The sequence below is a fragment of the Pectobacterium betavasculorum genome, from assembly GCF_000749845.1.
In the GTDB taxonomy this organism is placed as follows: domain Bacteria; phylum Pseudomonadota; class Gammaproteobacteria; order Enterobacterales; family Enterobacteriaceae; genus Pectobacterium; species Pectobacterium betavasculorum.
Map to the genome: position 1 here is coordinate 613,999 of NZ_JQHM01000001.1, position 15,402 is coordinate 629,400.

At 51.4% G+C, this 15,402-nt stretch carries 13 protein-coding genes; 4 read left to right on the top strand and 9 right to left on the bottom strand.

Features of this window, described 5'->3' with window-relative positions:
* Window positions 1-86: 86 nt before the first annotated feature.
* Window positions 87-1,007 (bottom strand): ABC transporter permease, encoded by a 921-nt coding sequence (locus KP22_RS02755; RefSeq protein WP_244880008.1) that lies wholly within the window; start codon window positions 1,005-1,007, stop codon window positions 87-89.
* Between the two features lie 71 nt (window positions 1,008-1,078).
* Complete coding sequence (locus KP22_RS02760; RefSeq protein ID WP_039322243.1) at window positions 1,079-2,590, bottom strand: sugar ABC transporter ATP-binding protein; 1,512 nt, start codon at window positions 2,588-2,590, stop codon at window positions 1,079-1,081.
* A gap of 260 nt (window positions 2,591-2,850) precedes the next feature.
* Between KP22_RS02760 and KP22_RS02765 the strand changes: the two genes are divergently transcribed.
* A complete protein-coding gene (locus KP22_RS02765; protein WP_039322247.1) occupies window positions 2,851-3,939 on the top strand; it encodes an oxidoreductase in 1,089 nt (362 codons plus the stop codon).
* 61 nt (window positions 3,940-4,000) lie between these two features.
* Here the strand turns inward: KP22_RS02765 and KP22_RS02770 are convergent, their stop codons facing one another.
* From KP22_RS02770 to ptrR, 5 genes are all read right to left on the bottom strand, one after another.
* Window positions 4,001-4,213 carry a KTSC domain-containing protein gene (locus KP22_RS02770; RefSeq protein WP_039300853.1) on the bottom strand — a complete coding sequence of 71 codons (213 nt, stop codon included), beginning with the start codon at window positions 4,211-4,213 and terminating at the stop codon, window positions 4,001-4,003.
* A gap of 296 nt (window positions 4,214-4,509) precedes the next feature.
* The gene (locus KP22_RS02775; protein ID WP_039300850.1) at window positions 4,510-5,154 is read right to left on the bottom strand and encodes a glutathione S-transferase family protein; all 645 of its coding nucleotides are present in this window, start codon (window positions 5,152-5,154) and stop codon (window positions 4,510-4,512) included.
* A 163-nt stretch (window positions 5,155-5,317) separates the two neighbouring features.
* Window positions 5,318-6,178 (bottom strand): S-formylglutathione hydrolase, encoded by an 861-nt coding sequence (fghA, locus tag KP22_RS02780; protein ID WP_039300849.1) that lies wholly within the window; start codon window positions 6,176-6,178, stop codon window positions 5,318-5,320.
* Window positions 6,179-6,216: 38 nt separating this feature from the next.
* A complete protein-coding gene (locus KP22_RS02785) occupies window positions 6,217-7,338 on the bottom strand; it encodes an S-(hydroxymethyl)glutathione dehydrogenase/class III alcohol dehydrogenase (protein ID WP_039300847.1) in 1,122 nt (373 codons plus the stop codon).
* 111 nt (window positions 7,339-7,449) lie between these two features.
* The gene (gene ptrR / locus KP22_RS02790; protein ID WP_039300844.1) at window positions 7,450-8,322 is read right to left on the bottom strand and encodes a putrescine utilization regulator PtrR; all 873 of its coding nucleotides are present in this window, start codon (window positions 8,320-8,322) and stop codon (window positions 7,450-7,452) included.
* 697 nt (window positions 8,323-9,019) lie between these two features.
* Here ptrR and KP22_RS02795 point away from each other — a divergent pair.
* The 3 genes from KP22_RS02795 (at window position 9,020) to yeiB (ending at window position 12,991) form a co-directional block, all read left to right on the top strand.
* The gene (locus KP22_RS02795; RefSeq protein WP_039300841.1) at window positions 9,020-10,702 is read left to right on the top strand and encodes a methyl-accepting chemotaxis protein; all 1,683 of its coding nucleotides are present in this window, start codon (window positions 9,020-9,022) and stop codon (window positions 10,700-10,702) included.
* Window positions 10,703-11,015: 313 nt separating this feature from the next.
* Window positions 11,016-11,678 carry a GTP cyclohydrolase I FolE gene (gene folE, locus KP22_RS02800; protein WP_039300838.1) on the top strand — a complete coding sequence of 221 codons (663 nt, stop codon included), beginning with the start codon at window positions 11,016-11,018 and terminating at the stop codon, window positions 11,676-11,678.
* A 137-nt stretch (window positions 11,679-11,815) separates the two neighbouring features.
* The gene (gene yeiB, locus KP22_RS02805) at window positions 11,816-12,991 is read left to right on the top strand and encodes a DUF418 domain-containing protein YeiB (protein ID WP_039322250.1); all 1,176 of its coding nucleotides are present in this window, start codon (window positions 11,816-11,818) and stop codon (window positions 12,989-12,991) included.
* Window positions 12,992-12,999: 8 nt separating this feature from the next.
* On the opposite strand, the gene sanA is transcribed toward yeiB, so the two are convergent.
* Both sanA and rimO read right to left on the bottom strand, forming a co-directional pair.
* Window positions 13,000-13,779: an outer membrane permeability protein SanA gene (gene sanA, locus KP22_RS02810; RefSeq protein ID WP_039322253.1), complete on the bottom strand. Its 780-nt coding sequence runs from the start codon at window positions 13,777-13,779 to the stop codon at window positions 13,000-13,002.
* 182 nt (window positions 13,780-13,961) lie between these two features.
* Entirely contained in the window at window positions 13,962-15,290 is a 1,329-nt protein-coding gene (gene rimO / locus KP22_RS02815; RefSeq protein WP_039300829.1) for a 30S ribosomal protein S12 methylthiotransferase RimO, read from the bottom strand.
* Window positions 15,291-15,402 lie beyond the last annotated feature (112 nt).

Genomic DNA, 15,402 nt, shown 5'->3' on the forward strand with positions numbered 1-15,402 from the left:
TTATATAAAAGTAATGAGGGAACGGATTGATGGGGTGCATTGTGAATTCGCCCCAGTCAGATGAATGGGGCGGAGGTAAATAGGCATTAGCGTTTCTGGATATACGTCATCGCCAGCGCGAGCGCCAGAACCAACCCTTTGATGATATCCATAGCGTAATAAGGTACAGAAAGCATCACCAGACCATTCTGCAAGACGCCAAGAATAACCGCACCGAGCAACGTACCCAAAGCATTCGGCTTGCCGGATCCCGCCAGTGAGAAACCGATATAGGCTGCGGCAACGGCATCCATGAGGTAGCCGCCCCCGGCATTAACCTGCGAAGAGCCGATGCGTGATGCGAGTAAGATCCCACCTAGCGCGGCGAGTAATGAAGAGAACACATACGCCTGCACCCGATAACGTGCGGTGCGGATCCCAGCCAGCCGAGCGGCTTCCGGGTTGCCGCCGATGGCATACATCCGGCGACCGTGCTTGGTAAGGGACAGATACAACTGCACTAGCACCGTCACGGCCAGCATGATGACAACAATCACTGGCACCTGGCCCAGCGTGGCAAAGAACTCAGGAATAACGCCTTCCGCCATTTCGCCGCTGGGCAACACCATGTTTTGCGTGATGGAACCGCCATAGCTGTACGTCATCGCCACGCCCTGAATGACGAACAGACTGGCGAGCGTTGCCAACATATCGGGAATCTTCAGCACGACGATGAGAAAAGCGTTGAATAGCCCGACTAGCGTACACAGCAGGAGCGTCAGGACAATCGCGTCGGTGGTGCCGAATCCATGCCAGACAAAGAGGGAGATAACCAGTGCGTTGGCCAACGACGCCGTTGATCCCACGGAAAGGTCAAATCCGCCCACGGACAGCGAAATGGAGACGCCAATCGCAATCACTGTGACAATGGCGATAGAACGCAAAATATTGATGATGTTATAGGGATCGAGAAAGTTATCCGACGCTAGCCCGAACAGGGCAATCAACGCGACAACGGTAATTAACATGCCCCACTTATAGAGAAACTCGAAAACGTGGTGACGGAAGGGGAGCGCCCCGTTAGATGAAAGTGGGTGACTCACGCGGGAGTTCCTCCAGTTGAATATAAAAGTAGGGTTTCTTCGTCAATCTCTGCGGCATTCAGCTCTGCGACAATGCGGCCATCCCATAGCACGCAGATGCGATCGCAGAGCCCGACAAGTTCGGAAAACTCGCCCGATGCATAAATAATGCCTTTGCCCTGTCGGGCGAGGCCGTCAATCAATGTAAACAGGTCCTGTTTGGCCTTGATATCGACGCCTTTAGTGGGCTCATCAAAAATCAGAACTTGTGTTTCACCGCGTAGCCACTTGCCAATGGCCACCTTTTGTTGATTCCCACCCGACAGGCGTGCGAGCTTTTGCGCCGGGCCGGTGGTGCGAACCGCGAACCGCTCAACAATCTGTTTCGCCCAGCGCAATGCCTTGCCGCGGCTGAATATCCCCCAGCGGGAAAAACTGTCGGTGGCAGTGATACTAAGATTCATGGTGACGGATTCATCAATAAAAATCCCTTCTTTGCGCCGCTCTTCAGGAACCAGCGCCAGACCTTGCTCGACGGATTGGTGAGGTGAATGAGGCTGCCAGGGTTTGCCACGATATTCTCCCTGTGTTATCTGGCACGGTTCCGCGCCGAACAGTGCTTTGCACAATTCGGTTTTACCCGCACCGGCCAACCCGGCAATGCCCAGAATTTCCCCTTTGCGCAGTGTGAGCGAGATATTGTGCAGCAGCGTTTCGTCGTGCAAACCGGTGACCTGAAGCAGCGTCTCTTCGGAAGTTACGGTTCGGCGCGGTGGGAAGATATCGTCGAGCCTGTGTCCCAGCATTTTCTCTACGATCTCTTCACCGCTCAGCCCCCGCATCGCGCCGCTGCTGACAAATTCGCCGTCACGCAGAACGGTCAACGTATCGCAGATTTCACTCAGTTCATGAATACGGTGGGAAATAAACACGATTCCGATGCCATCGGCCTGTAAACGGCGAACTACTTGAAAGAGACGTGCGCTTTCAGCCTGATCCAGCGGAGCGGTAGGTTCATCTAAAATCAGGAAGCGACACTCGTGAGATAACGCACGGGCCAGTAGGATTTGCTGTTTCTCAGCCAGCGAGCAGCTACCCAGACGTTGGCGAACATTAAGGTGAACACCAAGCTGGTCAAGCAGCGTCTGTGCCTGACGGTATATCTGCGACCAACTCAGTAGATGCCCGTCCTGCGCCAGCGTATCCAGCATAATGTTTTCCGCCACGGATAGCGTGGGAACCAGCGCGACATCGACTTCCTGCTGCACCAAATGAATGCCGTACCGCTTGGCATCACGGGGCGAATGAACATCGACCTGTTTACCATTAATCAGAATATCACCCTGATAGTGATCGTAAGCGCCTGACAGGATCGTCATCAGCGTGGATTTACCCGCACCATTCGCGCCAGTCAGGGCATGAATCGAACCACCTTCCAGTGTGAAATTAACCTGCTTGAGGGCGTGGAAACCAGAAAAGGAGATAGAAATGTTGTGCATTTCCAGTCGACTTTGGAGGGTAGAGATCATGGTCGGTAACGCTCTTGGCGGTCAAGGTCATGAAATAACGGAAAAGAAAGGTAGCATATATCCCAGAGAATTTAATACAGCTTCACGTGTTTGAGTGTCGTGGGCTATGAACGAAAAGGCATAAATTAAATAAAAAAGTTCTTAATCTGCCGCTGGCAAGTGAATAAGATGGAATTATCAACAGGGTAGAACGCCATCTACCAGACAAACATAAGATAAGAGCCGTGCTCAAGATAGGGTACGGAGAGGAATGCTCAAACATGCACACCACGACCGTTCGCGTACAGGTTGGTCCTGCCAACTATTTCTCTTTTCCTGGCGCCATCGATAAGCTGCTGGAGTTTTACCCGTCAGAGGTGCTGAAAAACGCGCTGTGGATCTACGGTGAACGTGCGATCGCCGCCGCTCGTCCTTATTTACCGGCCGAGTTTGAGTCATCTTCAGCCCGACGGGTTCAATTTGGTGCGCATTGCAGCGAGGGGGAAGTCGCAAAATTGGTGGCACAGGCAGGCGGTGAATGTCAGGTTGTCATTGGCGTTGGCGGTGGAGCCGTGCTGGATACCGCTAAGGTCGCTGCGCGTCATATCGGTGTACCGCTGGTGGCCATCCCGACCATTGCGGCAACCTGTGCGGCCTGGACGCCTCTGTCCGTCTGGTATAATGATGCCGGCCAGGCTTTACGTTTTGAAATTTTCACCGATGCCAATCATTTGGTATTGGTCGAGCCGCGGATCATGCTGGCAGCGCCGGTTGAATATCTGCTGGCAGGAGTGGGGGATACGTTGGCGAAGTGGTATGAAGCCGTGGTTCTCAGCCCACAGCCTGAAACGCTGCCTCTGTCTGTTCGTCTTGGCTTACAGACTGCGCTGGATATCCGCAATGTATTGCTGCAACAAAGTGCGTCCGCGTTAGAAGCCGTCAAGCGCGGTGAGCTGACGCAGGATTTTCTAGATGTGGTGGATGCGATCATTGCTGGGGGCGGCATGGTTGGTGGATTGGGAGAGCGGTACACTCGCGTAGCGGCAGCGCATGCGGTTCATAATGGCTTGACGGTGTTGCCACAAACCGAACGCTTTCTGCACGGTACCAAAGTGGCTTATGGCATTCTGGTGCAAAGCGCCTTGCTGGGCGACAAGGAAACGTTGCTCCAGTTGAAAGCGGCGTTCAAGGTGTTTGGTTTACCCACATCGCTGGCTGAGTTGGATGTGGATATTCACGATCGCGCTGCGCTTCAGGCCGTGATTACTCGTACTTTGCAAACGGGGGAATCCATTCATTATCTGCCACTGGTGCTAAATGAAGATGTCTTGCTGGCAGCGTTTAACACCGTTGAGTCGGGCAGGGAATAGATCGTAGGGAAGAGGCGGAGGGAAGTCTCCGCCCTCAAAGACTATTCTTTATCTTTAAAAACTACTGTGTTTTCTCGTAGGGGAATGAATTTTTGATATAGCTGGCGTAGTAACGATACTTCGTCTTGCTTGCCATCAGCTCTTCATAAATCATGCGTGCTACGCCGCTGTAGAGATAGATACTCCCATTCAGCAGTTCGACTTCCAACTGACTTTTTTCTGCATCGTAACCGACTGAAAATAACTCGGTTGATGCAACGCGTTTTCTCTGCAAAATTAATCACTCCCAACCTATCGATGCCGCATCCTGACGGTATGCTACCTTTCGAAAACCATATCGTGTATACACCCGTCACACTTCAAGCTGCTTGTGCGTTGGCTGCTCTTATAGTTGCCGCCTGCCTGAAACTCGAATTATCTAGAGTATATAGCTCGAAATATATCGCGGTTAAACAAAATCATATCTTTATTAGATCATGAATAATCAGTAAATGCTCACAGAATTTCTGCTCTGTCTCCCATCGACCAGTTTGTTATTTGTCGCCGATGAGGGATATCCTGATTATGCCGTTAATCCTGAGCGATCGCTCGTTGAAAAGCAGGTTGGCTTTCTATCCGTTCAATGTACTGCTGAATATGCGGGTAGTGGCTTAAATCCAGTCGCGTTTTCGCCAAAACCAACGGCACAGCCATCTGTATATCGGCACCGCTGAGCGACTCCCCGGTAAACCAGTCCTGTTTACTCAAATGTTGTTCGATGAACTGAAGCTGAGTGGTCAGTCGCGGCACAATAAAGGCTTGCTCGATACTTTGCACAATTTTTCGTGCTATCGGGCGGATGAAAAACGGCATTGGCGCGGACTCTGTTTTCGCTAATACCAGACGCATCACCAGAAGCGGCATGAGCGAACCTTCGGCAAAATGCAGCCAGAAGCGATAGTCCAGCAACGCTTGCCCGCTCTGTGGACGCAGTCTGCCATTGCCGTAAGTCTCAATCAGGTATTCCACAATGGCCCCGGATTCGGCAATGGTCAATTCGCCATCGGTAATCACCGGCGATTTCCCTAGCGGGTGAATCTGCTTGAGCGACGCCGGAGCACTGAACGTTTTTGGGTCGCGCGCGTAGCGAATAATTTCATAGTCAACGCCCAGTTCTTCCAACAGCCAGGTCGCGCGGGTCGAACGCGATTTTTCGAGGTGATGAACGCGTATCATCAAGATTTCCTTTTTGTTTGTCTTGGTTCCGGTAATGAGGCGGGACAGGTGTGTAATCGAATATTTTAATGCGACTGCGTTGTAACAGGAAAGAGAAACAGCGCTCAGGGTGTACCGGAGCGCTGTTCTCAACGGGATAAGCATAGCACCATTATTCGAACAACTATCGTGCGAGCGGTTCTTCTTCAAACAGGTACTGGGCGTGGAAGCGCAGGTGATCTTCGATGAAACTGGCGATGAAGAAATAGCTGTGATCATAGCCGGACTGGGTTCGCAGCGTCAGCGGCCACGCGTACTGACTTGCCAGCTCTTCCAGTTTTGCCGGCTGCAACTGATCGGGGAGGAACTGATCGCAATCGCCCTGATCGACCAACATGGGCAGCTTCTTCTGGCTATTTGCCAGCAAATGACAACTGTCATACTGCAACCACTGGGTTTCATCCTCGCCGAGGTAAGCGGTAAGCGCCTTACGCCCCCAGGGAACCTGGCTTGGGTTAACAATTGGCGCGAACGCCGATGCAGACAGAAATTGCTCCGGATTGCGTAGCGCCAGCATCAGCGCACCGTGGCCACCCATCGAATGTCCACTGATGGACTGGCGGCTGTTCACATTAAAATGTTGCTGAATCAGCGCCGGTAATTCGCTACTGATGTAGTCATACATCCGGTAGTGTGTTGCCCAGGGAGCCTGCGTAGCATTCACATAGAATCCCGCGCCCTGACCGAGATCGTACCCTGCGTCATCTGCTACGCCATCGCCGCGCGGGCTGGTGTCCGGCATGACCAACACCAGACCCAGCTCGGAGGCAACGCGCTGTGCGCCTGCTTTCGTCGTAAAGTTTTCGTCGTTGCAGGTTAACCCTGACAGCCAGTAAAGCACGGGCGGCGGGGTGTCATCCTGTGTCGGTGGCAGATAAATACTGAACGTCATGGCAGTGCTCAGCGTTTCTGACACATGGCGATAGCGCTGTTGCCAGCCGCCAAACATACGGTGTTCTTCCAGCAGTTCCAGTGATGAGTTCATCGCTGTACAGCCTCCTTTTTATTCCTGACAGTGCGCAATTAACCGAAATGAATCACTGAGCGAATCGATTTTCCTTCGTGCATTAAATCGAATGCCGTGTTGATGTCGTCTAGTCCCATGGTGTGGGTGATGAAGTCATTCAGCGGGAATTCACCTTTCAGGTAACGATCAACAATACCTGGCAGTTCACTACGACCTTTCACACCGCCGAAAGCAGAACCGCGCCATACGCGACCGGTTACCAGTTGGAACGGACGTGTTGCAATTTCTTCTCCTGCGCCTGCCACGCCGATGATGATGGATTCACCCCAGCCTTTATGGCAGCACTCTAGCGCGGAACGCATAACGTTAACGTTACCGATACATTCGAAGGAGAAGTCCACGCCCCCATCAGTCAGTTCAACAATCACGTCCTGAATCGGCTTATCGTAGTCTTTTGGATTGATCAGGTCGGTGGCACCCAGTTTACGTGCCAGATCGAATTTGCTGGTGTTAAGATCGACACCAATGATGCGTCCGGCACCGGCCATTTGCGCGCCGATAATCGCCGACAAACCAATACCGCCGAGGCCAAAAATAGCCACTGTATCGCCTGCTTTAACTTTTGCTGTATTCAGCACGGCACCCATGCCGGTGGTAACGCCACAGCCCAGCAGGCAGACTGCTTCCAGTGGCGCTTCTTTATTCACTTTCGCCAGCGAAATTTCAGGTACAACGGTGTGCTCGGCGAAGGTGGATGTTCCCATGTAATGGAAAATCGGTTGGCCGTTTTTGGAGAAGCGGGTGGTGCCGTCTGGCATCAGGCCTTTACCCTGTGTGGAGCGAATAGCCTGGCACAGGTTTGTTTTGCCGGAGCGACAGAATTTACATTCGCCACATTCCGGGGTGTAAAGTGGAATAACGTGATCGCCAACGGCAACGCTGGTTACGCCTTCCCCAATGGCTTCGACAATCCCGCCACCTTCGTGGCCAAGAATTGCCGGGAACACACCTTCAGGATCTTTGCCGGACAGCGTGTAGGCATCTGTGTGGCATACGCCAGTGGCGACGATGCGCACTAACACTTCACCTTTCTGCGGGGGCATAAGATCCACTTCTTCAACCGACAGTGGCTGGTTTGGACCCCAGGCGATGGCGGCACGGGTTTTAATCATTTGCATGGTGGAGACTCCTAATGGCATACCGTTATGGGTGGTAAGTTTAATGATAGGGCGCGGTGTTCAGCACGACATCGCCTCTATTGAAAATAGTCGTTTACTGAAAATAAATGTTCATTCCGGCTGGGTGGACTGCTCAATAATGAGTTTTTTAAGCGCTTCGACATTGGGGCCGAAAGCGTCGCGCCGCCAGACTAGCCAGGTTGAGGCAGTTGCGATATCGGGTGGTAACTCATGTACCTGAACGCGTGCGCCTGCCGGCAGCGATTCGAGGACGGCATAGGGCAACATGGCCAGCCCCGCGCCGCTGGCTACACAGGCAAGCATGGCGTGGTATGAGTGGATTTCCATGATAGTGGCAGGGATGACACCATCCTGGCGGAACCAGTTCTCCAGGCGTTTTCTGTAGGAACAGCTGGGGCGAAAGGCAAACAGCGTATCGTGGCTGGCATCTCGAGCATGCGTTATCGGCGAGTGTGCAGGGTCGGAGATCAGTACTAATCGCTCCGCAAAACACGAGCAACCATTCAGTTCGTCGTACACCACGGGGCCATCGACTAACGCGGCTGCCAGCGTTCCTGCCCGCACACGCTCGATAATTTCTCCTGACGTGCCGGTATTCAGAGACAGTGAGACATTCGGGTAGCGCTGATGATAAGCTGCTAATAGCGTCGGCAAGCGAGTTGCCGCGGTGCTTTCCATCGATCCTAACGCGAAGTTACCTGCGGGTTCGCCCGTGCGCGTCATGCTGATCGCTTCCTCGCTGAGCGCCAGAATACGCTGTGCATAGCATAAAAAATTGTGACCTATCGGCGATAGACGCAGGCGCTGTTTCTCACGGATAAACAGATCGGTGCCCAGCTCCTGCTCTAACTGACGTAATCGCGTGGTCAGATTTGAGGGCACCCGATGAAGCTGCTCTGCGGCACGCGCGACGGAGCCCGTTTCGGCGACAAGACAGAACATGCGGAGTTGGGTCAAATCCATATCTTTCTCTTTTTGTAATGAACTATTGTTTGATTATTCATTTTTTGTGAAGTGTAGCGGCAAGCTGTGCATTTCGCAACTGGCTTGGATCGCATGGGTAGCGAACACAACCTCAATCTGGTGGCATGAAGCCTGCTGGCTGATGAAAATTAGAGGTGTAATTATCATCTGGATTAATATCTGGATTTAGAAAGGGAACAAATCGATGAAATGATCACGGTCTGAATTAATAGCACCACAATCACCTATTACATAAATAGGTGATATTTTCCAGAAAAAGAGGTCAGGATAAAAATAAGAATAATCACAGAAAAATAAATTCGTATTTTCCCCGACACAATGGGGGAAGAGAGAAAATAAATAGATAATTAAAATAAACAGTTAAATGTATAAGTAAATAGTTGTAACCAAACAATAGTCAAAAACTATCGCATTTCTTCATTTCTATCGCATTTGTTGATGTAAGAGCGTAAAGTGCCCAGCCAAAGTGCCGATAATGTCAATGTATGGCAGGAGCATTTTATCGTTACTGTAAGGAAGTGCATCTTTTTGTCATTAAAGGAAAATAACTCTAACTAATGAGGGCATTAGCTCTTCATTAAATGACGTAACACCCGGCGTATTTCCAATTAACGATGTGCAACTATCTTGTAGAAAGCGCAGAGGAAAACCGCCAGATAATTTATAGGAGTCTTCTGTGAATTTTTTAAAAAATATCACCATCAGGGCAATGCTTTTAACAATATTAGGGCTGTTTTTGATTGTATGGGGTGGAGCCGCTTTCTTTACCTCTACGTCATTAAGCAGCATGACTAAACTATTGGAGTCCGGCGACACTCAGCGTAAAAATGTAGAGATGCTGGTAAAAGGCAACGACCAGTATTTCCGTACGGTTACTCGCTTGTTGCGTTCGATGGATTTTCAGGAAACGGGCGAAACGGCGGAAGCAGAAAAAGTATTTACGTCTGCAACCACCGCATTGAAAAACACCTCGGATCAACTTGCTGCGTTTAAAGCTGCTACACATGCTGGCGTCGATAAAGACACGGCAGATAATATGATCGCGTCGTGGACCCAACTGTTGGATAACGGGTTGACGCCGATGTTGAACGCCGCTCGTGAGAATCGCCAAGAAGAGTTTCGTCAGCTTTTCCGTAAAGCATACCCGCCGCTGAGCGTGGCGTTTGGCAGCAATATGGAAAAATATCAGACCGCGATGATTTCGTCTTCAGAGACGTCAATGAATGAGGTCTATGGTCTGGCTAGCTGGAGTAATTATATCCTGCTGGGTGCAGCAATCATTGGGTTGTTTATCCTGCTGCTGACAGACCGCTATCTGGTTAACTATCTGGTCAAACCGTTAAATATGCTTAAAGGTTATTTCCAGGTTCTGGCGGCCGGGCAGCTTGGTCACCCACTTGACGAGTTTGGTCGTAACTGTGCTGGGCAACTGATCCCTTACCTGAAAGAGATGCAGGGAAGTCTGGTTAATACGGTTTCTATCATCCGTGACAGTTCAGCGTCGATTCATCAGGGCTCAAGCGAGATCAAAAGCGGTAACAACGATCTGTCCGCGCGTACCGAGCAGCAGGCCGCCGCACTGGAGCAGACGGCGGCTAGCATGGAAGAGTTGAGTGCGACAGTGAAACAGAATGCCGATAACGTCCATCAAGCGACGAAGCTGGCACAGGAGGCTTCTGTGGCTGCGAAGAAGGGCGGCGATGTTACAGCAGATGTGATGGCGACGATGGCGAGCATCACGACAAGCTCGAAGAAAATTGCCGATATCACCAGTGTGATCAACGGGATTGCCTTCCAGACCAATATTCTGGCGCTGAATGCGGCGGTAGAAGCAGCCAGAGCCGGTGAGCAAGGTCGCGGCTTTGCAGTCGTTGCGGGCGAAGTCCGTAATCTGGCGCAGCGTAGTGCTCAGGCGGCGAAAGAAATTGAAAGCCTGATTGCGGAATCCGTTCAACGCGTCAACATGGGGTCAAATCAGGTCACACAAACTGGCGAAGCGATGGATTCCATCATTTCTGCCATTACCCGTGTGAACGATTTGATGGGAGAAATCGCATCGGCATCGGATGAGCAGAGTCGTGGTATTACTCAGGTTGGTCAGGCTGTTACCGAGATGGATGGCGTTACGCAACAGAACGCCGCGCTGGTTCAGGAATCTGCCGCCGCCGCTGCATCTTTGGAAGATCAGGCCCGTCAGTTGACCGAGGCAGTATCGGTGTTCCAATTGTCGGCCACAGAGGGGCATCGTCGTCCTCAGCAGCGTCTGGCAGAGAAAGCGCCAATGGCGCAGAAGCCGATGTTATTAGCAGCCGCTGGCGGTAAGAAAGGTCATACCAACGACAACTGGGAAACCTTCTGATAATTTCATGACAAACGGTGTCGGAACAGCGGTGGCCGCAAAAATCAGGTGATTTATCGTTAAAAGCACTGGGATTATGTTCTCAGTGCTTTTTTGTTTATCGCCGAATAGCCGCATTCCTGTGTGTACTCTTCGACGCTTGCTAAGGCGCACTGGCACACGCGCCTGCTTGATAACTTGAATCTATTTCAACAATCATGACATACAATCGCTGGATAATCGTTACTCTCTCAACTAGAGTGTTGACGGCGCTAGGGTCTGACCGAGGCCGTGATAGTGCGATAGGCATAGTTACACCTGCAGGAGAATAATAATGTCATCACTAAGTAAAGAAGCCGTTATGGTGCACGAAGCGCTATTGGCACGCGGTCTGGAAACGCCGCTGCGCGGAGCGTTATTGGAGCGGGATACGCGTAAGCAACGTATTGCCGAGCATATGACGGAAATTATGAATTTGCTGAGCCTCGATCTGGGCGATGACAGTCTGGCTGAAACACCGACGCGTATCGCCAAAATGTACGTTGATGAAATATTCTCCGGCCTGGACTACGCAAACTTCCCCAAAATCACCATCATTGAAAATAAAATGAAGGTCGATGAAATGGTCACCGTGCGCGATATCACATTGACGAGTACCTGCGAACACCATTTCGTGACGATCGATGGGAAAGCCACCGTGGCGTATATTCCGAAAGATGGCGTCATCGGTTTGTCGAAGCTCAACCGAATCGTTCAGTTTTTCTCCCAGCGTCCTCAGGTGCAGGAGCGCTTAACTCAGCAGATTTTGATCGCATTACAAACGCTGTTGGGAACAAATAATGTTGCAGTCTCCATTGATGCAGTGCACTACTGCGTGAAGGCGCGCGGTATTCGAGATGCAACCAGTGCCACGACCACGACATCGCTAGGCGGGCTGTTTAAGTCCAGCCAGAACACACGCCAGGAATTCTTGCGCGCGGTACGCCACCATAATTAAGCCTCTTTTATTGGCGATGATGAGGAAAGTACCCGTTGTCATCGCCAAACTGATTATCGCTAAATCAGTAAGCATCTTCGCTTTTTCCCCGTCTGTGCATACAATCGCTACTTTGATGCTTTGAAAATGTAATTTGTATGCCTTCTCACACTGTACCGTCACCTCATTTGCCACCCTCGCGGATCGTTGCGCTAGATTTCGCGCGTGGCATCGCTATTTTGGGCATTCTACTGCTGAATATTACGGCGTTTGGTTTACCGCATGCGGCATACCTGAATCCGGCCTGGCAGGGGGAATCCACATTATCTGATGCCTTAACATGGGCGGCGATGGATCTGATCGCGCAGGCGAAATTCCTGACGCTATTTTCTCTTCTTTTCGGTGCGGGATTACAGCTTCTGCTCTCGCGGGGAAAACGTTGGGTACATGCACGCCTGTTCTGGTTAATGATCATCGGGCTGATTCATGCCACTTTTCTGTGGGATGGCGATATTTTGCTCGACTATGCGCTGATTGGGCTGGTGTGTTACGGCATGATTCGCCACGCGGAGAGCAGCCAACTGTTAATGCGTACCGGGGCGGTTCTGTATCTGGTTGGAATTGGCGTACTGTTTGTGCTGAGTCAGATTCTGAATTTACAACCGGGGAGATTCTGGCTGCCCGATATAGCAGAGATTACCTATGAGGCTTACTGGCGAACGTTAGGCGGGCCAGTTGCGTGGGGGAATCGTGTTGATTTGCTAACGGAAAGCCTGTTATCGCTGGGCGTGCAGTACGGCTGGCTACTGGCGGGATCGATGCTGTTAGGCGCAGGGTTGATGCGCAGTGGCTGGTTGAAAGGTGAGTTCAGTACCACACACTATCGTAAGGTTGCCCTGTGGCTGATTCCGCTGGGCGTGGCAATTAACAGTATTGGCGTGGCAGGGCAGTGGCTGGTGGGGTGGGAGTATCGCTGGAGCGGGCTATTGTTGCAGATTCCGCGTGAACTGAGTTCACCAATACAGGCGATAGGGTATCTTGCACTGTGTTACGGTTTTTGGGCCACGCTATGTCAATGGCGGATCACATATTGGGTTACGGATATCGGGCGTATGGCGCTAACCAACTATTTGCTGCAAACGCTGATTTGCGTAACGTTATTTAACCAGCTTGGCCTGTTTATGGCCTTCAGCCGTCTGCAACTGCTGGCGCTGGTTCCCATTATCTGGGGAGTCAATCTGGCCTTTTCCCACTATTGGCTACGTTATTTCCGTCAGGGGCCGCTTGAATGGCTATGGCGTAAACTGACCAATGCGATAGGTAAAACGGCGTAAAAAATACGCTACGGTGCGGTTTTCTCGTTTTGCTGTGTGGGCTCCGATACTGTTTTCGTCGGTTGATAAGGTTTAGTCTGATTTACTGGCGAAGTCAGCACCTGTTCCGGCAGAACGGCAGGGTAGTCTGGCGCATCTTCTGGGATCTTATGCTCTGCTGGAATCGGCACCTGTGGTCCTAAAAAGCGTGGTTCGCGTTTGAGAATATACAGATCGAACAGTGCACCAAGACGAGCGCCAAACTCACGAACTCGCACGGTCATCATGTTTTTTGGGGAGGGCACGGCGTAACACTGCGCCTGAATGCCAAGGTGCAGCGCGATGAATAACGCACGCTCACAGTGGAAACGCTGTGTGATGATGGTGAAATCGTTGGTGTCAAAAACCTTGCGCGTTCTGACGATGGAATCCAGCGTGCGGAACCCTGCATAGTCCAGCACGATATCGGAAGGTGGCACGCCCGCAGCGATCAAATCGCGACGCATTGTCATCGGTTCATTGTAACTTTGCAGCGCGTTATCCCCGCTTAATAGCAGATAGCTGACTTTACCGCTGTTATAGGCGTTAATCGTCCCTTGCATACGGAATAGGTAATACTGATTGATTACGCCAGTACGATAGTATTTTGCTGTTCCCAGGACGACGCCGACCTGGCGTTGCGGCAAGGTCTGAAGCTCATCGTAAATAAATGGCGCGGTTTTCCAACTGATCCAGCGGTCGAGGGCAAAAGCAGAGAGCAGCAGCACGCCAATGAGGGCTAACAAAGCGAATGTCAGGCGTTTCCACATGCTTATGCCTCGGGTAAGGCTAGTAGACTAATCATGCCTCAAGGCTACTTTACCTGACAGGGGGACGCAAGACGAAGGCGAAGAACGGGCAGTTTATTGATTGAATTTTCAGCGTTCGGGGAGATATGGCGTGAAAATAAAACGCCAGCCTTTCGGGCAGAAAAGCTGGCGTTATGGGAGCGTTAAACGCGGCTGCCCCACAGATCGTATTCGTCTGCGTGTTCGACTTTCACTTTGACGATGTCACCGACTTTCACGCCAGTTTCGCCATTTAGGTAAACTGCACCATCAATCTCTGGCGCATCGGCCATGCTGCGACCAATCGCACCTTCTTCGTCGATTTCATCGATCAGCACCAGCACTTCACGGCCAATTTTATCCTGCAAACGCTGGGTGGAGATTGCTTGTTGAAGTTGCATGAAGCGATGGAAACGTTCTTCTTTCACTTCTTCCGGCACCTGACCTGGCAATTCATTAGCCGCTGCGCCTTCGACTGGGCTGAATTTGAAACAGCCTACACGGTCAAGTTTGGCTTCTTTCAGGAAGTCGAGCAGCATCTGGAAGTCTTCTTCCGTTTCGCCGGGGAAGCCGACAATAAAGGTAGATCGCAACGTTAAATCAGGGCAAATTTCGCGCCAGCGCTTAATGCGCTCCAGCGTTCTTTCTACCGCCCCCGGACGCTTCATCAGCTTGAGGATTTTCGGGCTGGCGTGTTGAAGAGGAATATCCAGATAAGGCAGGATTTTGCCTGCTGCCATTAATGGAATCACGTCGTCTACGTGCGGGTAAGGGTAGACGTAGTGTAGGCGCACCCACACGCCAAGCGACGCCAGTTGCTCACACAGGCTGACCATACTGGTCTTGACCGGTTGGCCGTTCCAAAAGCCGATGCGCTGCTTCACATCAGCGCCGTATGCTGAGGTGTCCTGAGAAATCACCAGCAGTTCTTTTACGCCGGCATCAACCAGACGTTTCGCTTCATCCAGCACCGAGCCGATCGGACGGCTATCGAGATCGCCACGCATGGAAGGGATGATGCAGAATGTACAGCGGTGGTTACAGCCTTCTGAAATTTTCAGATAGGCGTAATGACGCGGCGTGAGTTTCACACCCTGTTCGGGAACCAGACTGGTAAACGGATTGTGCGTCGGTTTAGGAACATATTGATGCACGTGTGACAGCACTTGTTCATAGCTGTGTGGCCCGGTAATTTCCAGAACCTTGGGGTGCACTTCGCGTATTTGATTTTCTTTGGCACCCAAACAGCCTGTCACTATGACTTTGCCGTTCTCATTGAGCGCTTCGCCAATCGCTTCCAGCGACTCTTGCACGGCGCTGTCAATAAAACCACAGGTATTGACGATCACCAGTTCAGCGTCGTCATAACGTGGCACGACCTGATAACCTTCAGTACGCAGTTCGGTCAGAATCCTCTCGGAGTCGACGAGGTTTTTCGGGCAGCCGAGGGAAACAAAGCCGATACGTGGTTGCGGGGTAGAAACATTGCTCATAATGATAAAGAAATAGTCAGATTGGGGTTCATTAGGGCAGCGATTGTACCGATGCCAGCATCAAATTCCTACAAGAAGATGAGGGGTACTATTGCAATGTATCGGTGCCCAA